The sequence below is a fragment of the Sorangium sp. So ce281 genome, assembly GCF_051527395.1.
Lineage (GTDB): Bacteria > Myxococcota_A > Polyangia > Polyangiales > Polyangiaceae > Sorangium > Sorangium cellulosum_B.
In genome coordinates, this window is the sequence record NZ_CP150322.1 from 217,921 (window position 1) to 239,277 (window position 21,357).

20 protein-coding genes are annotated in these 21,357 nt (G+C 70.9%); 15 read left to right on the forward strand and 5 right to left on the reverse strand.

Annotation, left to right across the window (positions count from 1 at the left end; all coding sequences use genetic code 11):
* Window positions 1-6: 6 nt before the first annotated feature.
* The 4 genes from WMF27_RS00800 to WMF27_RS00815 all read left to right on the forward strand — a co-directional run bounded on the left by WMF27_RS00800 (window position 7) and on the right by WMF27_RS00815 (window position 3,357).
* The gene (locus tag WMF27_RS00800) at window positions 7-645 is read left to right on the forward strand and encodes a class I SAM-dependent methyltransferase (RefSeq protein ID WP_437762171.1); all 639 of its coding nucleotides are present in this window, start codon (window positions 7-9) and stop codon (window positions 643-645) included.
* A 171-nt stretch (window positions 646-816) separates the two neighbouring features.
* A complete protein-coding gene (locus WMF27_RS00805) occupies window positions 817-1,272 on the forward strand; it encodes a hypothetical protein (protein WP_437762170.1) in 456 nt (151 codons plus the stop codon).
* Between the two features lie 33 nt (window positions 1,273-1,305).
* Window positions 1,306-2,535 (forward strand): efflux RND transporter periplasmic adaptor subunit, encoded by a 1,230-nt coding sequence (locus WMF27_RS00810; RefSeq protein WP_437762169.1) that lies wholly within the window; start codon window positions 1,306-1,308, stop codon window positions 2,533-2,535.
* 426 nt (window positions 2,536-2,961) lie between these two features.
* Window positions 2,962-3,357, forward strand: a complete 396-nt coding sequence (locus WMF27_RS00815) for a hypothetical protein (RefSeq protein WP_437762168.1) — start codon at window positions 2,962-2,964, stop codon at window positions 3,355-3,357.
* A gap of 368 nt (window positions 3,358-3,725) precedes the next feature.
* Here WMF27_RS00815 and WMF27_RS00820 read toward each other — a convergent pair whose 3' ends face one another.
* Together WMF27_RS00820 and WMF27_RS00825 are read right to left on the reverse strand one after the other, a co-directional pair.
* Window positions 3,726-4,385: a YceI family protein gene (locus WMF27_RS00820; protein ID WP_437762167.1), complete on the reverse strand. Its 660-nt coding sequence runs from the start codon at window positions 4,383-4,385 to the stop codon at window positions 3,726-3,728.
* A gap of 21 nt (window positions 4,386-4,406) precedes the next feature.
* Window positions 4,407-5,207, reverse strand: a complete 801-nt coding sequence (locus WMF27_RS00825; RefSeq protein ID WP_437762166.1) for a dioxygenase family protein — start codon at window positions 5,205-5,207, stop codon at window positions 4,407-4,409.
* Between the two features lie 234 nt (window positions 5,208-5,441).
* Here WMF27_RS00825 and WMF27_RS00830 point away from each other — a divergent pair, with 234 nt between their 5' ends.
* The 8 genes from WMF27_RS00830 (at window position 5,442) to WMF27_RS00865 (ending at window position 14,580) form a co-directional block, all read left to right on the forward strand.
* Window positions 5,442-6,362: a LysR family transcriptional regulator gene (locus WMF27_RS00830; protein ID WP_437762165.1), complete on the forward strand. Its 921-nt coding sequence runs from the start codon at window positions 5,442-5,444 to the stop codon at window positions 6,360-6,362.
* Window positions 6,363-6,910: 548 nt separating this feature from the next.
* On the forward strand, window positions 6,911-7,822 hold the full coding sequence (locus tag WMF27_RS00835) for an ABC transporter substrate-binding protein (protein ID WP_437762164.1): 912 nt from the start codon (window positions 6,911-6,913) through the stop codon (window positions 7,820-7,822).
* A complete protein-coding gene (locus WMF27_RS00840) occupies window positions 7,819-8,727 on the forward strand; it encodes an ABC transporter permease (protein ID WP_437762163.1) in 909 nt (302 codons plus the stop codon). Before WMF27_RS00835 ends, WMF27_RS00840 begins: the two co-directional genes overlap by 4 nt.
* The gene (locus tag WMF27_RS00845) at window positions 8,703-9,491 is read left to right on the forward strand and encodes an ABC transporter ATP-binding protein (RefSeq protein ID WP_012232802.1); all 789 of its coding nucleotides are present in this window, start codon (window positions 8,703-8,705) and stop codon (window positions 9,489-9,491) included. The genes WMF27_RS00840 and WMF27_RS00845 overlap by 25 nt, the downstream gene beginning before the upstream one ends.
* Window positions 9,488-10,840 carry an LLM class flavin-dependent oxidoreductase gene (locus WMF27_RS00850; RefSeq protein ID WP_437762162.1) on the forward strand — a complete coding sequence of 451 codons (1,353 nt, stop codon included), beginning with the start codon at window positions 9,488-9,490 and terminating at the stop codon, window positions 10,838-10,840. The genes WMF27_RS00845 and WMF27_RS00850 overlap by 4 nt, the downstream gene beginning before the upstream one ends.
* Window positions 10,841-11,158: 318 nt before the next feature.
* A complete protein-coding gene (locus WMF27_RS00855; protein WP_437762161.1) occupies window positions 11,159-12,481 on the forward strand; it encodes a S41 family peptidase in 1,323 nt (440 codons plus the stop codon).
* Between the two features lie 152 nt (window positions 12,482-12,633).
* A complete protein-coding gene (locus WMF27_RS00860) occupies window positions 12,634-13,272 on the forward strand; it encodes a peroxiredoxin (RefSeq protein WP_012232805.1) in 639 nt (212 codons plus the stop codon).
* 6 nt (window positions 13,273-13,278) lie between these two features.
* Window positions 13,279-14,580, forward strand: a complete 1,302-nt coding sequence (locus tag WMF27_RS00865) for a hypothetical protein (RefSeq protein WP_437762160.1) — start codon at window positions 13,279-13,281, stop codon at window positions 14,578-14,580.
* Window positions 14,581-14,670: 90 nt separating this feature from the next.
* On the opposite strand, the gene WMF27_RS00870 is transcribed toward WMF27_RS00865, so the two are convergent.
* On the reverse strand, window positions 14,671-15,219 hold the full coding sequence (locus WMF27_RS00870) for a hypothetical protein (protein ID WP_437762159.1): 549 nt from the start codon (window positions 15,217-15,219) through the stop codon (window positions 14,671-14,673).
* Between the two features lie 289 nt (window positions 15,220-15,508).
* Window positions 15,509-16,201: an alpha/beta fold hydrolase gene (locus tag WMF27_RS00875; protein ID WP_437762158.1), complete on the reverse strand. Its 693-nt coding sequence runs from the start codon at window positions 16,199-16,201 to the stop codon at window positions 15,509-15,511.
* Window positions 16,202-16,470: 269 nt separating this feature from the next.
* Between WMF27_RS00875 and WMF27_RS00880 the strand changes: the two genes are divergently transcribed.
* Both WMF27_RS00880 and ilvE read left to right on the forward strand, forming a co-directional pair.
* A complete protein-coding gene (locus WMF27_RS00880) occupies window positions 16,471-17,184 on the forward strand; it encodes an IclR family transcriptional regulator (RefSeq protein WP_437762157.1) in 714 nt (237 codons plus the stop codon).
* A gap of 5 nt (window positions 17,185-17,189) precedes the next feature.
* Window positions 17,190-18,080, forward strand: a complete 891-nt coding sequence (gene ilvE / locus WMF27_RS00885; protein ID WP_437762156.1) for a branched-chain-amino-acid transaminase — start codon at window positions 17,190-17,192, stop codon at window positions 18,078-18,080.
* 77 nt (window positions 18,081-18,157) lie between these two features.
* Here the strand turns inward: ilvE and WMF27_RS00890 are convergent, their stop codons facing one another.
* Entirely contained in the window at window positions 18,158-19,069 is a 912-nt protein-coding gene (locus tag WMF27_RS00890; protein ID WP_437762155.1) for a LysR family transcriptional regulator, read from the reverse strand.
* A gap of 681 nt (window positions 19,070-19,750) precedes the next feature.
* Here WMF27_RS00890 and WMF27_RS00895 point away from each other — a divergent pair.
* A complete protein-coding gene (locus WMF27_RS00895; RefSeq protein WP_437762154.1) occupies window positions 19,751-21,295 on the forward strand; it encodes a hypothetical protein in 1,545 nt (514 codons plus the stop codon).
* The last annotated feature ends 62 nt before the right edge of the window (window positions 21,296-21,357 follow it).

Consider the following 21,357-nt stretch of genomic DNA (forward strand, 5'->3'; position numbering starts at 1 on the left):
AGATTCATGGATACACAGCAGAACCACGACCATAGCCATGGAGTGACATCGGGCCTCAAGGGCTATATCGTCTCGCAGTTCGGCCATCCCAGGGGCCTCGTCGGCCGCCTGGTCTGCGCCATCATGGCTTGGGAGAACCGCGAGCGGAATGAGTGGGCGGTCAAGCAGATTGACGTGCAGCCGACCGATCATATCCTCGAGATCGGCTTCGGACCCGGGTTGGCCATCCGTGACATGGCGAGCCTCGCGTCCCGCGGGCTGGTGGCGGGCGTGGATCCGTCCGAGGTGGTGGTGCGGGAGGCGCGCAAGCGCAACGCTGGGGCCATCGCCGCCGGGCGAGTCGAGCTCCACCAGGGCAGCGTCGCGGCGTTGCCCTTTGGCGACGCCTCCTTCGACAAGGTTCTGGCCATCAACTCGATGCACCACTGGCAGGATCGGGCCGCCGGGCTCCGAGAGATCCTCCGTGTGCTCAGGCCAGGCGGCATGATCACGGTTATCGAGCAATCGCACGCCAAGACGGACGTGGGTCGCCCGTCGGGCGACGACCTGGTCCGCTACCTCAAGGAGTGCGGATTCCAGAGCATCCTCGTGACGCCGGGGCCGATTCGCAAAGGCGCGACGGTATGCGCGCAGGGCACGAAGTAGCGCGGCTGCCTCAGGCTACCGCCACACGACGGCGACGTCCAGAGCTCCCGTCCTGCTTCATGCTTCAACCCGCGAAGAATTGGGGCGTCAGCGCGGCGAGGCCCCTGGTGCGAGAGGGAGAGAAGAGCCGTCGACGACGCCGCTGCGACGTGGCTCCCGCAGGCGCCCCAGATGGAGTCGCTCTTCAGGCTCACCGTGCCGAGGATGAGCCTGGCGAGCACGGGGCCGGGCGCCTCGGGCAAGGGTTTGCCGAAGTGGAGCATGACATCGGGCACCATCATCACGAAGATCGAGGCAGAACCTGATCGCCGCCCAGTCTTGTCGACGATCCAGCCGCTCGCATCGCGCATGCTGCTTGATGGCGAGGAGTCCTACGCGGCGAAGATGGCCATCATGGCGGCCGCTCGCTCCGCGTATGGAACGACGAAGGATCACCTCAACGACACATCGCCGCCCGGGCGGCGCGCCGTCCCCGGCACTGAATCCCTGGAGCGCCATCTGTTCCAGTTGGGAAAGATAAATTTCGAGGCAGCGCCGAGCCGAATGTTCCGTCCACGCAGAGCAGCCTGGACGCAATTGTCAGGGATGCCCGGTCCTTGCCTCACAGTATTTAACGAACCTTTATAAAATCCGAGCCGGAAAGTATGGTAACGGAGTTCCATGTCCGGCCAGCTCAGCTCGGAGCTCGCATCGCTCCGGATCCAGCGTGATGTCACTCCCGAACGGCGGAGTCCGCTCCGTGCCGTCCTCGTCGCCGCGGTCGCGCTCGCGGCGGTGGCCGGCGCCGCCGTGTTCGCCCTGCCCAGGGTGCAGAGCGGGATCTTCAAGACCGAGGTCACCACGACGGAGGTCGCGCTAGTATCGCCCGCGCAGGCCGCGATCAACGTGACCTCGACCGGGTATGTGGTCCCGCAGGTCATCTCGCGGGTTGGCTCGAAGGTCCCCGGTCGCATCGCCCGCGTCCTCATCAAGGAGGGCGACGTGGTGAAGCAGGGGGACCCGCTCGTCGAGCTCGACGACGCGGACCAGAAGAGCCTCGTGGCCGCGGCGCAGGCCAAGGTGGCGGCGGCGCGGGCGCGCGCGGTCGCCTCCCGGTCCAGCATCGTCGAGGTCGAGCAGCAGGTCGCGCGGGAGCGGGCGCTGGTCGAGCAGCAGGTGACCGGCCGCGCGGCCATGGAGGACCTGACCGCGCGCAGGAACTCCCTCGCCCAGTCGGCCGCGGCGGCCGACGCCGAGGTGAGGGCGGCGGCGGCCGATATCGAGAGCCTCCGCGTCGCGCTGTTTGACCGGACGATCGTGGCGCCGATCAGCGGTACGGTCATGACCAAGCCGCCGGAGGTAGGCGAGATCGTCAGCCCCGAGCTCGCGCCCCTCGTGGAGATCGCCGATTTCAGCTCGCTCGTCGTCGAGACCGATGTCCCCGAGACGCGCCTCCACCTCATCGAGCCCGGCAAACCGTGTGAGGTCGTGCTCGACGCGTATCCCTCGAATCGCCACGGGTGCACCACGCTCGAGATCGGAAAGCGGGTGAACCGCGCCAAGGCGACCGTTCCGGTGAAGGTGAAGTTCGTCCAGGGAGTGAAGGAGGCGCTTCCGGAGATGAGCGCGCGGGTGAGTTTCCTCGCGGAGGCGCTGTCCGAAGAGGCGCTGAAGGTGCCGCCGAAGCGGGTCGTGCCGGAGTCCGCGGTGGTCGAGCGAGCCGGCGCCAAGGTGGTGTTCGTGGTCCACGATGGCCGGGTCAAGATTGTGCCGATCAAGGTGGCCGGGCCGGCGCCGGGCGGGCTCGAGCTGCTCGACGGCCCGGCCCCGGGGACGCGCCTCGTGGCCGGGCCGCTTGCCGACCTCGCGGACGGACAGGAGATCAAAGAGAAGGAAAAGGGGAGCGAATGATCGGGGAGTAGGGCAACGTGGAGCCGAAGCCCACCCTCGAGCTCGGGCCATCAAGGCTCTTCGCTCCGACCCGCTCCTCGCGCGGCCTTGATGGCCCCGCAGCGCGGCGCCGTGGCCATTGCGCGGATGACGGGCGGACGGGTGCCTCCGGCGGGGACTCGTAGCGCCGGGTTGTGCGGCGGGTGGCGATCGAGGATGGCGGCGAGCGGAGCAAGACGCGGACTGGGCTCAGCTATCGGGACCCGCATCTTGCGTGCTCGTTCTGCAAGCGTCCCCTGGTCGACCTGCCCGCGCTGCTAGGGTGCGGCCGGATCAATATCTGCAGTCCCTGCGTGGGTCTTTGCATGGAGATCCTCCGCGAGGAAGCTCGATGAACCGATCCGTCTGGACTGTGCGCTGAGGACTCGGAATAGCTGGTCGCCGTGGATGGTTGACGTCGCCTGGTTCATGACCCGCCCGACCCCTGGCCACCGCGCGCGAGAAGCGCTCCTCCTGTGCCTGGCGGTGCCCTTCCTCGGAGCCCTTTTCGGCGGGATCTACTCAACGCCTGCGATCCTGCTCAGCCGCGGGCGCGAACCCTGGCTCAGCCTTCTCCTGCTGTCCGGCCTGGCCCTCACCGTATTCGGCGCTGGGTCTCTCCTGCGAATCCCGGCCGGCCGCCTTGGAGGCGTCTACGTGGTCGTAGCGGTAGCCTTCTTCGTGGTCCGGAGGGCCTTCGGCAGGCTCGATCGGAATCTGGAGCGCTTCGGGGTCGTGCACCTGTTCGCGCTGGTGCTGGTGGTCTTCGCCCATGCGGCGATGCTGGTCCAGAGACATCCGTGATCGGTTAGCCAAGCAAAGCGTCATGGGAGTATTCGACGTCGTCATCGCCCGAGCGGACCGCCCCAGCTGTGGACATTTCCAGGAGTGGCGCGTCCAGTACACAAGTACGGCTACTGTCGGCTTCACGAGTACAGGCTCGGTGACCGAATTTGTTGGTTCGATGCTCTTGCGCACACGGGCGACGTGAAATCGGCGGTCGAGGCGTTGATTCAGGCGGCGGCTCTTCCGTCCGGCAACCTGCAGGACGATGTCGCGGTGGTGCTCGGCGAGCGCGTCGGCTGACGCGGCGCCGCTTCGCGGCTCGGCAGGGGGGTGCTGTCGTCGGAGCGCGGCGTCCACGGGCGGCGCGCCCGGTGTCCGGCCGGCGCTCAGCCCTGCTTGCGGGGCGCCTTGAGCGAGAGCTTCAGCAGCACGTCGTCGCGGATCAGATCGTCCTGCTTGCCCGGATAGACGATGCCGAAGTCCTTGCGGTTGATCACGAACTCCGCGCTGCCCGACACGGCGTCGGCGCCCTCGGTGATGGTCGCCGGGAAGGTGATCGTCTTCTTCACGCCGTGCAGATCGAGCTCGCCGGTGACGGTGTGCGTCGCGCCGTTCTCGCCGCCGGCCTTGATCTCGGTCGATGTGAACGTCGCCTTCGGGTACTTCTCGACGTCGAAGAAGTCCGGCGACTTGAGGTGGCCGTCGAGCTTCTCGGCGTCGCTCTTCACCGACGACGCGTCGGCCTCGACGGTGACCTTGCCGCCCGCGGCCTTGCCGCCGGCGAGCGTGATCGAGCCCGAGATCTTCTCGAATTTGCCCTCGTGTTTGCCCGTGACCTTCGAGCCGACGAAGCCGATGGTCGAGGCGGCCGCGTCGAGGGGCAGCGCCTCGGCGGGGCCCGCGGGCGCGGCGGCGGCCTGGGTCTGCGCGGGCGCGGCGGTCGAGATGGTCGCCTTGGGCTTGTCCTTGGTCGGATCTTCGCACCCCGCGAGCGAGAGCAAGAGCGCGGCGGGGAGGGCGATGCGAGCGAAACGAGCGGTGAACATGAGAGACAATCTCCTTATCGGTCAGCCAAACTGCACAGATCGCTTCGTGAACGAGCCATAGGTGAGCCCCGTGATGGGGAACTGCACCGGCTCGCTCACGTCGATCGACGCCCCCATGGCGGCGACGACCGGCACGAAATGCTCGTGGGTCGGGAGCGCCATCCGCACGCCCGGCGCGCGGGCGCGGTACTCGATGAGCGCGCCCACGTCGCGCTGCGAGAGGACCTCGGCGCACCATGCGTCGAACTCCGTGGCCCAGGGCTGCGCGACCGCATCTCCGCGCCAGTCTGCCGCGCGGAGGTTATGGGTCAAGAAGCCGCTGCCGACGATCAACACCCCCTCGTCGCGGAGCGGTGCGAGCGCTCGCCCCATCTCGAGGAGCGGAGCTGGAGAGAGCGTCGGCAAAGAGATCTGGAGCACCGGGACGTCCGCGCCCGGGTACATGCAGAGGAGCGGCACATAGGCGCCGTGGTCGAGCCCGCGGCGAGGCGCCTCGGCGACCGGCCCCAGCGGCCCGAGCAGCTCCCGGACGCGCCGCGCGAGCGCGGGGGCGCCGGGCGCGGGGTACGTCACCTGGTAGTACCTCTCGGGGAAGTTGTAGAAGTCGTAGACGAGGGGCACGGTCTCGGTGGCGCCGAGCGTGACCGGCGCGTCCACCCAGTGGGCCGAGATCATGAGAATCGCTGCGGGGCGCGGCACCGCCTGCGCCCAGGCGGCGAGCTCGGCGACCCACGCGCGATCGTCGAGCAGGAAGGGAGAGCCGTGCGCGAGGAACAGGGCCGGCATGCGCCCCTCGCGCGCTGTTTGCTGGATGTCTGACATCGAACCTCTCTCGGCCGCGCTGGACGTGGAGCTCGACGCCGGAGCCGGGCCGGGCGCGGTCGACGTCGAGCGCCCGCAGGCGCCGGCGATCGGTGCGGCCCCGCCCGCGGCAAGGAGGAGCCTCAATGCAGCCCGGCGATCCATGATGAGCCCACCCTAGGTCGTTTCCGGGAATGGTACAATGACACTGAAATGAAACGGCGGGTTGTCAAAACGGAAACGATCGACGCGAATGTGAGCGATTTGCGGGCCTTCTGCCTGGTGGTCGACCTCGGATCGATCACGGCGGCCGCGAAGACGCTGGGCGAGACGAAGGGCAGCGTCAGCCGCCGCATCACGCGCCTGGAGCACGCGCTCGGGGTGGAGCTGCTCCGCCGCAGCCCGCGGCTCGTGCAGGCGACCGAGGACGGGCTCGCCTACCGGATGCGCGTCGGCCGGGCGCTCGAGCTGCTGGAGGACGCGAACGTGGCGGTGCAGCAGGCGCGCTCGAGGCCGCGCGGGCACCTGCGCGTGACGGCGCCGTTCGATCTCGGGCTGAGCATCCTGGCGCCGCTCTCGGCCGGCTTCGCGGAGCGCTTCCCCGAGATCTCGCTGGAGCTGCTGCTCACCGAGGCGCTCCTCGACTTCGACGCCCACCAGGTCGACGTGGCCCTGCGCGCGACCTCGAGCCTCCCGGACTCGTCGCTCATCGCCCACAAGCTGCAGCACATCGAGGTCGGCCTGTTCGCGGCGCCGTCCTACCTGCGCAAGCACGGGGCCGTGCGCCGGCCCGAGGACCTCGCGGGGCACCGGCTGCTGCTCGCCCAGACCGCGCGCGGGCACGCGTCGATCGCGCTCTCGGCGCGCGACGGCCGCGATCGCGCGGAGCTCCGGGTGCGCGCGGCGATCTCGGCCTCCGATTTCTCCTTCTGCCGCGAGGTCGCGCTGGCCGGGGGCGGGATCGCGCTGGTCCCCGCGATCAACGTGCGCGGCGACCTCGACGCGAAGCGGCTCGTGCCCGTGCTCAAGGACTACGCGATCCACGGCGCCGCCTCCCTGTACCTCGTCCACCCGGGGACGCGCTTCCTGCCGTCCAAGATCCGCGCCTTCCGCGACTACCTGCTCGACGCGTTCGGCGTCCAGGGGCGGCGCGAGGCCCCCGCCGCGGCGCGGTAGCGGGCCGCCCCCTCCGCGCCTGCTCCCGCCGGAGGGCGGCGAGCCGTGCTCGCGCCGGAGCAGCGGATCACCACCGGCTGTTGCTGGGGAAGCAGCGCGGCCTTGGCCCGGCCGGCGGGCGCCGCGCGACGGCGAGCGCGGGCCGCTGGACGGCGCTGTCGACGGGCGAGCGGCGCGGCGGCACGGGCGTTGCTGGTCATGGCGAGACGATCCCGAGGACGGGCCGCGGGCCATCGGCTCCGCGAGGCCCATCCCGGCGTCTCCCGAGCGCTCCTCTCCCCCGCCGGCTGGGCGGCGGGCGGGGCGGCGCCCGGGCATCCGCGAAACGGCACCGCTTCCAGCCGCGCACCGAGGTCCATCTGCGCTCGTTCATCGACAGGGTTCGCTCACTCGCGACGTTCGCGGCGCTCTCTGCGCTCTCAGCGCTGATTGCCTCGTCCGGGTGCAAGCGCGGCGGCGAGACGAGCGCGGCTGCCACGCTCGCTCCGGACGCCCCGATCCCGGCCGAGATCCCGCGCGAGACGCGGCTCAGCATCGGTGATCCGACGGTGCAGAAGCAACTCCAGCTCTCCGGCGACATCGACAGGCTGCCATTCCGCGTCGACTGGCAGAACATCAGCGGAGGACCGCAGACCATCGAGGCGTTCCGCGCCGGGGTGCTCGACGCGGGCGCGGTCGGCGACACGCCGCCCATCCACGCCACGTTCACCGGGGTCGACGTGAAGATCCTCACCGTGCAGGTGCGGGAGAAGCCCATCTACGAGCTGGCCACCGCGCCGGGCGCGCAGGTCGCGTCCATCGGCGATCTCCGCGGCAAGAAGATCGCTTATTCGCCGGGGCAGGCGCAGGGCGCGCTCGTCCTGCGCGTGCTGAAGAAGGCCGGGCTGTCGCAGGAGGACGTCACGCTCGTGCAGCTGGGGAGCACCGAGTTCAAGGAGGCGCTCACCAGCCGCCAGGTCGACGTCGCGCCGCTGTCCGGCGTCACCTTGCTGCGTTATCTCAACGAGTACCGCGCCGAGGGCGCCTCGTCGATCGCGCACGGGGTCCGCGACAACCTCGGCTTCCTTTACGTGCGCGCCGAGGCGCTCAGGGACGCTCACAAGGCGGCCGCGCTGGTCGACTACGCGACGTGGCGGGCCAGGGCCCAGCTGTGGGCCTACGCGCACCCGGAGGCGTGGATCGAGGCGTACTACGTCAAGGATCAGGGCCTCTCGGCCAGGGAAGGGCGCTTCCTCATCGAGGCCGCCGGCAAGCCGCAGTATCCGCGCGACTGGTCCGAGGCGATCGCGCTGACCCAGGAGACCGCCGACTTGCTCGCCGAGGCCTCCGGCCAGAAGCGGTTCGAGGCCAGGACGATCTTCGACCTCCGATTCCAGACGATCGGAGCGGAGGTGGCCGGCGCCGCCGAGGGCGCCGGACCGACGGACCGGCCGGCGACGGCCGACAGGAGCACTCCATGACGACCGCACTGCCCACGAGCGCCGCCTCGCCGCGCCTCGCCAGCTTCCCGGATCTCACCGCGACCGCGGACGTCTCCGCGCCGCCGTCCGGCGCCCCGACCGGCCGCCGCCTGTCCGGCCGCCGCTTGCGGCGCCGCCTGGGCCCGGGGCGGCGCATCCCGTACGGCCTCGCGCTCGGCCCGGCGCTGCTGCTCGCGCTGTGGGCCGCCGCCTCGGCGACGGGCGCGCTCGACGCGCGCGTGCTCTCCGCGCCGTGGACCGTGGTGACCACGGCCCACGAGCTGATCGCCGACGGGCGCCTCCTGTCCAACCTGCTCACGTCGGCGCAGCGGGCCTTCCTGGGGCTCGCGCTCGGGGCCGGCCTGGGCACGGTGCTGGCGCTCCTCGCCGGGCTGACGCGCGTCGGGGAGGCGCTGCTCGACGGGCCGGTGCAGATCAAGCGCGCGATCCCGACGCTGGCGCTCATCCCGCTGCTGATCCTCTGGTTCGGCATCGGCGAGCAGATGAAGGTGCTCACCATCGCGCTCGGCGTCGTCATCCCGGTCTACGTCCACACCCACGCGGCGCTGCGCACCATCGACGCGCGCTACGTGGAGCTGGCCGAGGCGGTCCGCCTGACGAGGTGGCAGTTCATCCGGAAGGTGGCGTTGCCGGGGGCGCTTCCGGGCTTCCTGATGGGCCTCCGGCTGGCGGTGACCGGCGCGTGGCTGGCGCTCGTGGTGGTCGAGCAGATCAACGCCACGAGCGGCATCGGCTACATGATGTCGCTGGCGCGCTCGTACGGGCAGACGGAGATCATCCTCCTCGGCCTCGTCGTGTACGGGCTGTTCGGCCTGGCCTCCGACTCGGCCGTGCGGCTCATCGAGCGAAAGGCCCTGTCATGGCGCCGCATCCTGGCCGGTTGACGGCGGCCCCGCCCGCGGTGCGGATCCGCGGCCTGGTCCGCCGCTTCGGCGCCCGCGTGGTGCTCGACGGGATCGACCTCACGATCGAGCGGGGCGAGTTCGTCGCGCTGCTCGGCCGCAGCGGATCGGGCAAGAGCACCCTGCTGCGGGCGATCGCCGAGCTGGACGACGAGGTGACCGGCTCGGGCGAGCTGCACGTGCCGGACAACCGGGCGGTCGTGTTCCAGGACACGCGGCTCCTGCCTTGGGCGCGGGTGCTCGACAACGTGATCCTGGGGCTCGACGCGCCGCAGGCCCGGGAGCGCGGCCTGGACGCGCTCGCGGAGGTGGGGCTCGCCGGGCGGGAGCGCGCGTGGCCCGTCGAGCTGTCCGGCGGCGAGCAGCAGCGGGTGGCGCTGGCGCGGTCGCTGGTGCGCGATCCGGAACTCGTGCTGGCCGACGAGCCGTTCGGCGCGCTCGACGCGCTGACCCGCGCGCGCATGCACGACCTCCTGCGCGAGCTGTGCGCGCGGCACCGGCCGGCCGTGCTGCTGGTCACCCACGACGTCGACGAGGCGATCGCGCTCGCCGATCGGGTGCTGGTGCTCGAGGGCGGCCGCATCGCCGAGGAGCGGCGGATCGATCTGCCGGCGCCGCGCCCGCTGCGCGATCCGCGGTTCCTCGCCCACCGCGAGTCGCTGCTTTCGGCGCTGGGGGTCGCGCCGGGCGCGGCCGCTGCCGGAGATCCTGACGCGAACCCTGAACTGGAACGGAGTTCCCCGTGACCCAACGACCCGGACAGCTGCATCTCAACGCGTTTCTCATGAGCGTCGGCCACCACGAGGCCTCGTGGCGCTTGCCGGAGAGCGATCCGTTCGCGAACACGAGCGTCGCGCACTTCAAGAACCTGGCCCGCATCGCGGAGCGGGGGAAGCTCGACTCGGTGTTCCTCGCCGACAGCCCGGTGCTGTGGAACAACGTCGGTCGGAGGCCGGCGGGGACGCTCGAGCCGACGGTGCTGCTCGCGGCGCTCGCCGGGGTGACCGAGCACATCGGGCTGATCGCGACGGCCTCGACGACGTACAACGAGCCGTTCAACCTGGCCCGGAGGTTCGCGTCGCTGGACCACCTCAGCGGGGGTCGGGCGGGCTGGAACATCGTCACGACCGCGGGCGTGGACGCGGCGCGCAACTTCAACCTGGACGAGCTGCCGGCGCACAGCGACCGGTACGCGCGGGCGGCGGAGTTCATCGATGTGTCGCTGAAGCTGTGGGACAGCTGGGGCGACGACGCGCCGCTCGGCGACAAGGAGAGCGGCGTCTGGGGCGATGACCGCAAGATCTACCCGCCGCGGCACGTGGGGCGGTACTTCAAGGTCGAGGGGGCGCTCAACGTGCCGCGCTCGCCGCAGGGGTATCCGCTGCTCGTGCAGGCCGGCTCGTCGGACGACGGCAAGGAGCTGGCGGCGCGGTACGCGGAGGCGGTGTTCACGGCGCAGCAGACGCTGGAGGACGCGCAGCGGTTCTACGTCGATCTGAAGGGGCGTGCGCGCGCGCTGGGGCGCGATCCGGGGTCGATCAAGATCTTGCCGGGGATCGTGCCGGTCATCGGCGCGACGGAGGCCGAGGCGCACGCGCTCGACGCCGAGCTCGAGCGGCTCATCAAGCCGGAGTACGCGAAGCGCCAGCTCGCGCAGACGCTGCGGGTGAAGCCGGAGGAGCTCGACCTCGACGCGGAGCTGCCGCGGGATCTGCCGAGCGAGGATCAGATCGAGGGGGCGAAGAGCCGGTACACGCTGATCGTGAGCCTGGCGCGGCGGGAGCGGCTGACGGTGCGCCAGCTGATCGGGCGGCTGGGCGGCGGCCGTGGCCACCGGACGTTCGCCGGCGCGCCCGAGCAGGTGGCGGACGCGATCCAGCACTGGTGGGAGCAGGGGGCGGCCGACGGCTTCAACGTGATGCCGCCGGTGCTGCCGTCGGGGCTCGAGGCGTTCGTCGAGCACGTGGTCCCGATCCTGCAGAAGCGCGGGCTGTTCCGGACGGAATATGCGGGGAAGACGTTGCGAGACAACTATGGGCTGCCGAGGCCGGCAAACCTCAACCCCGGTCGGGACCTGGTCGCGGCGGCAGAGTGAGTTGCGCTACAATAAGCCTCAACCACGGTCGGATAAACCCCAACCCCGGTCGGGATCTGGTCGAGGTGCGAAGTGAAATAGATCACAATTGGCCGCAACCCCGGTCGGGGAATGAACCGCGGCTGCGGCTGAACCCAACCCCGGTCGGGGCTCGCACCGGTCGGTGAACCCAACCCCGGTCGGGACGAACGGCGGCAGAGTGAGTCGTGTTACAATAAGCCTCAACCTCGGTCGGGGATCGACCCGCAACCCCGCTCGGGCTGCCGGCAAACCCAACCCCGTTGCTCGCCCTTTCCGTTTCGTGGTGTGCTGAGGCGCATGCTCGCCTCGAAGCTCGTCGCGGTCCTCTCCGCATGCACCCTCGCGCTGGCCGCCGTCGCGACGGGAGGCTGCTCCGCCTCGGACGGTGATGCGGAGCCAAAGGCAGACTGCTCGCTGCAGGGACAGAACCAGTTCCTGTTCGAGCTGATGAAGGACGCCTATCTCTGGTACGACGGCGTACCCGACCTGGACTACCGGGCGTACCCCTCGCCCGAGGCGCTGCTCGTGGATCTCGTCACAGAGCCGCGAGACCGCTGGAGCTACATCTCGACCAAGAGCGTCGACGACGCGTTCTTCCGGGAAGGGCAGACCCTCGGGTTCGGCATGCGGTGGAGCTTCGACCAGGAGGGCAGCCTCCGGCTCGCGCTGGTCCAGCCGGGCTCGCCTGCCGGAGAGGCCGACCTCCGGCGGGGCGACGCGGTGGTGGCGATCAACGGCATCGACGTCGAGCAGGTCGTGAGCGACGACCTCTGGGAGGAGCTCGCAGGCCCCGACGAGGAAGGGTACGAGATGTCGCTGACGATCGAGCGCGCGGACGCCGAGGCCTTCACGGTCGCGCTCCGGAAGGCGTGGTATGGCATCACCACCGTCGTGAGCCCGCGTATCCTGCAGGCAGGGTCCGCGACCGTCGGATATCTCATGCTCACCACCTTCATCGAGCCTTCGGTGAGCGAGCTCGACAGCGCCTTCGCGCTGTTCAGGGAGAGCCAGGTCGACGAGCTGGTGCTCGACCTGCGCTACAACGGAGGTGGGCGCCTCTCCGTCGAGAGGCACCTCGCGAGCCTGATCCACCGGCCGGCAGAGGCCGGCGCGCTGCTCGACATCACCGCGCACAACGACAGGCACGTCGACTGGGACAAGCGGGAGACGTTCGACGACCTCGACCAGCCGCCGCTCCCCCTGTCCCGGCTGGTCGTCATCACGTCCGGCGGGACCGCCTCCGCGAGCGAGTCGCTGATCAACAGCCTGCGCGCCTACATGGACGTGAAGATCGTCGGCTCGACCACGCACGGCAAACCCGTCGGCATGTACGGATGGGACAACTGCGACATGGTCGTGCACCCGATCGCGTTCCGGGTGCTCAACGCGAAGGAAGAGGGCGATTTCTACGATGGCCTCCCCCCCGACTGCGCCGCCGACGACACGCTCGGCGCAGAGCTCGGCGACGCGGGCGAGACGTGCCTCGCCGAGGCCCTGCACCTGCTGGAGCACGGCGAGTGCTCGACCGCGGCGCGGCCGGACGGGGCGGGCGAGCGCCGCGCCTCGCCGCCGCGGGAGATCCCGTGGCGCGGCCTCCGGCGCGAGGTCGGCGCGCTCTGAGGCGCGGCCGCGCCGGCCACGTGCGGCGCGGTCGAGCGCGCCTGCGGCGTCCCGGCGCGAAACACCGCCGCTCCCGGCTTGACATGCTGAGCGGCTTGACGGACATTCCTCCGCCATAGCGGAGACCATGGCTGCGGCCAGGAGGGAATGTCATGAGCCTGCAACTCGGAAGCATCGCGCCTGATTTCGAGCAAGAGTCCACGCACGGGACCATCCGATTCCACGAGTGGGCCGGGAGCTCGTGGGTGATCCTGTTCTCGCACCCGAAGGATTTCACCCCGGTTTGCACGACCGAGCTCGGCGCTGTCGCCAACCTCAAGGCGGAGTTCGACAAGCGCGGCGTGAAGCCCATCGCGCTCAGCGTCGACGACGTCGACTCGCACAAGCGCTGGTCGGTGGATATCGAGGAGACGCAGCGCACGAAGCTGAACTACCCGATCCTCGCCGACGTGGACCGGAAGGTGTCGGGCCTTTACGGGATGATCCACCCGCAGGCGAGCGACACGCTCACGGTGCGCTCGGTGTTCGTCATCGATCCGAACAAGAAGGTCCGCGCGACGTTCACGTACCCGGCGAGCACGGGGCGCAACTTCGACGAGATCCTGCGCCTCATCGACTCGCTCCAGCTCACGGACAGCCACTCCGTGGCGACGCCCGCGAACTGGAAGGACGGCGATGAGGTGGTGATCGTCCCCTCGCTCCAGGACCCCGCCGTCCTCGCGCAGAAGTTCCCCAAGGGGTACAACGCCGTCCGCCCGTACCTGCGCCTCACCCCGCAGCCCAACCGCTGATCCGCCGTGGCGCCGCCCACGCGCGAGGCGACGACGCGACGCCTCGCCGCGCTCGCCCTCGTGTTGCCGGCGGCGTGCTCGCGCGCGCCCGCGCCCGAGTCGCTCGGGGCGAGCGGCGGCGGGCCGAGGCCGGCGGCGCGGGCCGCCGGCGCCGGCTGGAAGCTCGTCCACCACGAGACCTTCGATGCGCCGTTCCAGGAGCCCGCGGCGTGGACCGAGGATCGGTATGGCGACGAGAGCCCCTATCACGTCGATGTCTTCGACGAAGATGGTGAGTTCTTCTCCGCGCAGGGCGGCGAGGTGTTCCGGCGAGGCCTGCGGAGGTTCCGATCGTTCCGGAAGTCCTTCACGTATGGCGAGGGCGGCTGGCTCACGGTCGAGCTGTATGGCCGCGACAGCGACCGCGACGGCGTCCCCGAGACAGGCGGCCGCTTCGAGGCGGCGGGCGGCAAGGCGAGGCTCGTCTCCACCCGCCACTACGACGGCGCGATCCTCCGCTCGACCGCGCCGCTGCCCGCGCGGTACCGCGTGGAGGTGACGGTCTCGAACATCGACTTCGGCGGCCTGCGCGAGGGCAGCTGGACGCACGGGGGCAAGACCAACGGCTACGACGGGGACGAGCTGGCCGACCCGTGGCGGTTCGGCGATCACAGCGCCGCGCCGCAGTCGGCGACATTCGATAATGGTGTTTACTTTCTCTGCATCACCGATTATCCGCGGCCGGCCCCTCACAACAACGTCTTCATCCATCACCACCGGAAGGTCGTGATGGACACCGACAGCAACTTCGGCGAGGAAGGCCCCTGGTCGCAGGTATGGAACCCCTCGACCGGCCGGGCCGAGCAGGACGGATCACGTTATGTGAGCATGATCTGGCTCCGCGGCGACGCGTTCGGGAGCCCGTGGACCGGAAATGGGTTCACGTCGTACACCGCCGGCGGGTGGAAGAACGGCCCCATCTTCGTGGACAAGTACCTCGACAGGGAGGCTTACGTGGTCGCCGTCGAGCGCGACGGCCGGGGTTATGCGATGTCCGCGGCGGGCAGGTTCCACCACGGCGGCAGCACGACGTACGCCGCGCGGAGGGATTTCCGCGAGCCGCCGGTGACGTGGCACTACAACCAGCGCCCCGACGAGATCGAGGCGGAACACCCCAACGAGACCGTCGACTTCGGCAAGACCTTCGAGACCTGGCCGGCGGGGTCGGCCTACCCGGATCACTTCTTCTTCGGTGATCCGCACATCAACTATTACGAGGGCACCGCCGAGTTCGACGACGTGAAGCTCTACCTGCCGGACGACGGGTAGCGCCCGCTCCGGCGGGCGGCGCTGGCCGGGCGCGGCTCCGGCGGCGGTCTCACCCGGACGAGCCGGCCCGGAGCCTCCGGTCGAGCGCGTTCACTTGGGCGTGCACCCCGCCGAGGGCTTCAGGAGCGGTCCCGATGCGCAGGAGTCCAGGCCGAGCCGGAGGTCGGCCACCAGGCGATCGAGCGCCTGGAGGGGCGCCGGCGCCTCGGCGTACTCGTAGAGGTGCGACGTCTCGAGACCATCGCGGCGCAGGCGCACCGACGTCGCGCCGCCGTCGGCGCAGTCAGGGCAGCCGTAGCGGTCGTCGAGGGCGGCGCCCGAGAGCGCGTCCTCGATCTCGTCGAGCGTTCGCGCGCCTTCGTCTGTAAGCATCGCCAGGTTCGAGCGGGGACAGCCCTGGTCGCGCGTGCAGGCCGTGAGCGAGAGCTCCGCGCCGTCGCGCGACACCGTCGTGATGCACTCGCCGGCGCAGAGACCGAAGGAGTATTTCGTGGAGAGCCAGATCCCCTCGGCGTCGGACGGAGCGCCGAGCGACTGTTGCCCAGACGCTGGCTCCTCCTCGGCGCCGAGAGCGCAGCCGGCGGCGAACGGGAAGCTAGCGACCAGCGCAAGGACCTTGAAGAGCGTGTTCGGTTTCATGCCAGCGCCAGACGGCAACCGCTGTGCCACGAGCCAGGACGCCGCGTGTGGCTCCGGTGCGAGCAGCGTGCTGCGGCCGGGCAGAACAAGGCTGCACGCCCGCCCGGTTGCGCGAGGCAGGCGAGCTCGCCGGAACGCGGCGTGCGGCCTGGCTCAGCCTGCGCAGCGGCATGAATGTCCGACCTCGCACTTTGCGCGAGCGAAGCGGCGCTGATCCCACGGCAGCTCGATGCGCTCGCCGGCAGGCGTCTCCACGGTCACCGGCGCTGCGCCGCGCGCCGGCGCCGGCTCAGCCGGCCGCGGCCGCGACGATGTCGCGCACGAGCGCGGCCACCTCGTCCGGCTGCGACAGGAACGGAGAGTGGCCCGCGTCGAGGCGCCGCACGTCCCTCGCGCGCTGCGACATCGCCTCCTGCACGAACACCGGAATGGCGTTGTCGCGCTCGCAGATCACGTAGGTGGAGGGCAGCTCCTGCCAGGCCGCGGCCCCCAGCGGCTCCGTGAAGGACGCCCTGGACTGAGGCCGCAGCGCCGCTGCCGCGGCGGCTGCGACCTCGTCGCTGCAGTCGTTGTAGAAGATGTCGCGCGCGCGTTCGGGCAGCATCGTCCGGCCGTCCGAGGAGGTGATCCACCATGGCGGCTCCTGGCCTCCGATCGCCGAGAGCAGGGATTCCCCCGGGCCGAGCATGAACGCGCACAGGTAGACGAGGTGGGCGACGTTGCCCGCGCGGGCCGCCACCTCCGTGACCGGCAATCCCCCGTAGGAGTGCGCGACCACGACGGCCTCGCCCGGCGCCTCGGCCAGCGCCGCCCGCACCACCTCCGCGTCCGCCGCGAGGCCGTCCGCGGCGGGCCCGACGCTCCGCAGCTCTGGCACCCGGACGTCGAGCCCGCTGTCGAGCAGCCGACACGCGACCTGGGACCAGCAGGACGGGCTGTGCCAGGCGCCGTGGACCAGTACGACCGATGAGATCTTGCGCATGTGCTCCTCTCCTCCGCAGCTCACGGCGGGACCGAAGGACGCTATCCGACCCCCTCGAGCGACACCAGCGCGCGTCGCCCGCGGCGCGTCGCCCGCTCTCCCCGCGCCTCCGCCGGCCCCCGCGCGCTTCCGCCGGCCCCCGCGCGCTTCCGTCCGCCATCCCGCGGGGATCCCGCGGCGCCGCGCCGCACCCGCGCCGCCCCCTCGACCGCGGCGCGGGATGGATGTATATCAATAGTCGGAACGTCATTCCGAATAGTGGAACTGGCATGGAGCGATCCGGGACGGTCGACAAGGCGGTGCGCGCCCTCGAGGCGCTGGGCGAGGGCGGCGGCAGCGCTTCGCTCTCGGAGCTCGCGGAGCGGCTCCGCATGCCGAAGGCGACGCTGCACCGGCTGCTCGCGTCGCTCGCCGCGCACGCGCTGGTGGAGCAGGACGGGGAGGGGCGCTACCGGCTCGGCGTCGGCCTCATCCGGCTCGGGCTCGGGGCGCAGGGGCTCGACGCGGTCGCGCGCGTCGCGAGGCCCGAGCTGGAGCGGGCGGCGCGCGCCTTCGGCGAGACGTTCTTCCTCGTCGCCGCGCGCGCTGGCAGGCTCGTCGTGCTCGACAAGGCGGAGGGCACGGGCCTCCTGCGCGCGGCGCCCACCGTCGGGGCCGAGGTGCCGCTCGACGTCACCGCGAGCGGCCGGCTCTACCTCGCGCACGCGCCCGAGCTCGTGGGCGCATCGGGCGCGGACCCGGCCATGCGCCGCGCCGCGCGGCGCGCCGCGAAGCGCGGCTACGACGTCAACGAGGGGGAGTGGATCGACGGGCTGACCGTCATCGCGGCCCCGGTGCTCGCGCGCGGCGGCCTGCACGGCTGCGTCGCCTGCGCCGCGGCCGCCCAGAGCCTGCGCGGCGATCGTCGTGACGCCGCGGTGAATCAAACGCGCGACGCCGCCGAGCGGGTCGCGCGCGCCCTCCAGGGCGAGGGCAGGAGGTGAACGGCATGAAGACATGGATCGATGGGCGGATCGTCGACGCTGCGGACGCGACCGTGAACGTGACCGATCACGGGTTGCTCTACGGCGACGGCGTGTTCGAGGGCATGCGCGTCGCGGCGGGGCGCGTCTTCCGGATCGAGCGCCACCTCGCGCGGCTCGAGATCGGCGCGAGGGCGCTCGGCATCGCGCTCCCGCGCTCGCTCGACGGGCTCCGCGCCATCGTCGAGGAGACGGCGCGCGCGCACGGCCAGCCCGAGGCCTACGTGCGCCTCGTGGTGACGCGCGGCGTGGGCCCGCTCGGCGTCGACCCGACGACCTGCGAGCGGCCGGGGCTGTTCTGCATCGTGGGGGCCATCCGCCTCTTCGACGACGAGCAGCGGCGGCGCGGCCTCGAGCTCATCACGTCGAGCCACAGGAGGCCCAACGCGGACGCGCTCGACATGCGGATCAAGAGCCTGAACTACCTCGGCTCCGCGCTCGCGAAGCTCGAGGCGAGGCAGCGCGGCGCCGACGACGCGCTGCTCCTGAACGCGCGGGGTCACATCGCCGAGGCCTCCGTGGCCAACGTGTTCGCGCTCCGCGGCGACGTGCTCGCGACGCCGCCGGCCACCGACGGGTGCCTCGAGGGCATCAACCGCGCGGCCGTCATGGAGCTCGCGCGCGGCCTCGGGCTCACGGTCGTGGAGCGCTCGATCGGGCGGCTCGACCTCTTCGCCGCCGACGAGGCGTTCCTGACGGGCACCGGCGCCGGCGTGATCGCCATCCGTGGCCTCGACGGGCGCACCATCGGCCGCGGCGAGCGCGGCCCTGTCACGGCCCGCCTGACCTCGCTCCACCGGCAGCTCGCCGAGACCGAGGGCACCCCGTTCATCGCCGCGCCCGGCGGCCCGGGTTGACCGGTTCCCCTTTCGTCACTCGGCACGTCGGCTCGCCCCTGCTCCCGCGAGACCTGGCCGCCGCGCGGGAGAGCGCGTCAGCTGTCGCGGGCGATCTCCGCGAAGACGCCGCGCAGCCAGGTGTGCGCCGGGTCCTTCGCGTGCCGCTCGTGCCACACCTGATCCACCGAGAACCCGCCGAGCTCCACGGGCGGCTTCATGACGTGCAGCTCCTCCATCTCCGCGAACACGCGCGCGATGCGCGCCGGCACGGTCAGCACGAGATCGGTCTGGGCCACGATGTGGGCCGCCACGAGGAAATGCGGGATCTGCAGCGCCACGCGGCGCGAGAGCCCTCGTTCGGCGAGGACCTCGTCCACCCGGCCTCCGCCCTCGCCACGCGGGCTGATGAGCGCGTGCGGCAAGCTCGTGTACGTCTTGAGCGTGAGCTTGCCCCGGACCGCGGGGTGGCTCCTCCGCACGACGCACATGTAGCGCTCCTCGATGAGCCTTTGCCGGTAAAACCCGGCGGGCAAGGCGGGGAGCAGGCCGATCGCGAGATCGACCTTGCCGGTCTCCATGGCGCTCCACATCTCGCTGTCGTAGGGGCGCGCGACGAGGTCGATGAAGGGCGCCTCGGAGACGAGCTTCTGCACGAGCCGCGGCAGCAGGATGAGCTCCACGTAATCGACCGTGGCGACGGTGAACGAGCGGCGCGCCGTCGCGGGCTCGAAGCGAGGGCTGCGCGCGACCGTCGCCTCGATCTTGGCGAGGGCCTCGCGGATGGGGCCGATGAGCTCCTGCGCGCGCGGCGTCGGGATCATCCCCCGCGGCGTGCGCACCAGGACGGGATCGTCGATCAACACGCGGAGGCGCCCGAGGGCGTGGCTCATCGCCGACTGGCTCAGCCCGACGCGCGCCGCCGCGCGCGTGACGTTCCCCTCCGCCAGCAGGGCGTCGAGGACGACGAGCAGGTTCAGGTCGATGGAAGCGAGATGCACGGAATGCATGGGGCCCATGCTACTAATGAGTTGGAAGGGCGCCATCGGCCGACCTAAAGGTTGGCCATTGAGCCGGCACGGTCACTGACCTCACCGAGAGCGGTGGGGGGATGCCGCCGGCCTCCGCGCCCATGTCCCGCTTCGAACTCCCGAGCACGCCCGCGGAGCCGGGCTCACGGCTCCTCCGCGCGCCCGCTCCGCCCGCCGTCATGGCGATACCCGGCGATGCCGCCGGCCGATCCGCCGGGGAATGTCGTCTCGTGGTCTTGTTTGTAAAGGTTCGTTAAGAAGTCGGAATTGTGCTGCGAGCGTCCGTGAACATTGCTGTGTCTGGTCCGGTCCGCTAAGTAATCGCCGCCTGAGATCGCCTGTGGCGCGATCCCCGCAGGGGGTCGTACCGAGGCGCAGCGGCCCGAGCGCGCTTGTCGCATGGAGCGCGCGAGGGCCGGGCCTCGAGCCTCCGGCGTGCCTCCAGAGCCGCGTGGATGGCCTGGGTCGGCCATCTCGCCCGCGGCGCCGGCGCCACGTCGGCCGCCGGCCGTCGTCGCAGCGCCAGGTCGGTTTCACCTGTGTTTCCTGGGCGCTGCCGCCGAACGGCGCGCCGCATCCATGAACGCCGTGGTTCGAAATCGGTGTCGAACAACCGCAACAGGAAGAGAGAGCGTCATGCCAAGTCCGAGATTGAGTTCCTTGATCCTCGCTCCCATCGTCTCCATTTCTCTCCTCGCCTCGTGCGCCCCCGCCGCGCCGGAGGGCGAGGTGGAAACCCTCGGCGCCGCGTCGAGCGCGCTCACGGCGCAGCAGCGGCTCGCGGCGTGCGACCAGGATCCTCGCGTGATCGCCGGGCTCGTCACGCGGGAGATCTGCGCGGGCGCCGACATCTTCTTTCGCGAGACCTTCGAGGGCAACGGCCGCTCGTGCGGGACGTGCCATCCTGTCGGAAACAACTTCACGATTGACATCCCCTTCATCGACGCTCTGCTCGTGGATAACCCGCTCGACCCGCTGTTCGTCTTCGAGCAGGACCCGGGGCTGACCGAGCTCGAGACGCCCGAGCTGAAGACGCTCGGCCTGATCCGCGAGAACATCGACGGCTTCGACGATCTCGACAACAAGTTCTCGATGCGCGCGGTCCCCCACACGCTCTCGCTGGCGACGAGCATCACGCCGGATCCGGTGGACGGGATAGCGAGCCCGCCGGTCCATCGCACGGGCTGGTCGGGCGACGGCGCCCCGGGCACCGGCTCGCTGCGCGAGTTCCTCACCGGGGCGATCACGCAGCATTACCCGACGGATCTCGGCCGCGAGCCGGGGGTGGCCTTCCGGCTCCCGACGGAGCAGGAGCTCGATCTGACGCTCGCCTACCAGATGAGCCTTGGCCGGACGAACGAGCTCGACCTCACGCAGGTGAACCTCGCCGATCTCGAGGCGAACGAGGGGCGGCAGGCGTTCCTCGACCCGGCGCGGGGCCGCTGCAACGTGTGCCACTCCAACGCGGGCGCGAACCACCTGGACACGGGGCGCAACCGCAACCTGGACACGGGCACACGGAAGGCCCCCGCGACAGGCACCATCGGCGCGTTCGACGGCGGCTTCGGCGGCTCCGGGCTGGCGTCGCCCAACATCGATGTCCTGGACATCGGCTTTCTCAACGGGTTCGGCGACGGCACGTTCAGCACCCCGCCCCTCATCGAGGCCGTGGACACGCCGCCGTTCTTCCACACGAACGCCTTCGGGAACCAGATCGAGGGCGCGGTGGCGTTCTATGTGTCGGACTTCTTCAAGAATTCGCCGGCCGGCCTGGAGCTCGAGGCGCGGTTCGGGAGCCCCGTCCAGTTCCCCGACTCCGACATCAACAAGATCGGCCGCTTCCTTCGCGTCCTGAACGCCGCGTTCAACGTCGACCTCGCAAAGCAGCGCCTGAACGCCGCCCAGGTGCTCGTCCAGCAGTTCCACGACACGCGGGCCGACGTCCAGCGGCGCCTGATGGAGCTGGCCGAGGCCGAGATCGACGACGCGCTGGAGGTCCTCGCCGTCGGCGGCACGCCGCTGCACCCCGTCTCCACGGATCGCCTCCAGCTGGCGAAGACCGAGATCGCGGCGGGCCTCTCGGCGGCGACCTGGTCGCAGCGCCAGGGCCGGATCTCGAACGCGATCTCGCGCGTCCAGAACGCGCGCGATCAGTTCGGATCGAACATCAACTTCCAGCTCGGCAAGGGCAACCTGATGTACTAGCGGAGCGCCAGGAGCCCTGTCAGGGCGCTGGCCCGGCGGTCGGGGCGACACGCGGGCCGCGC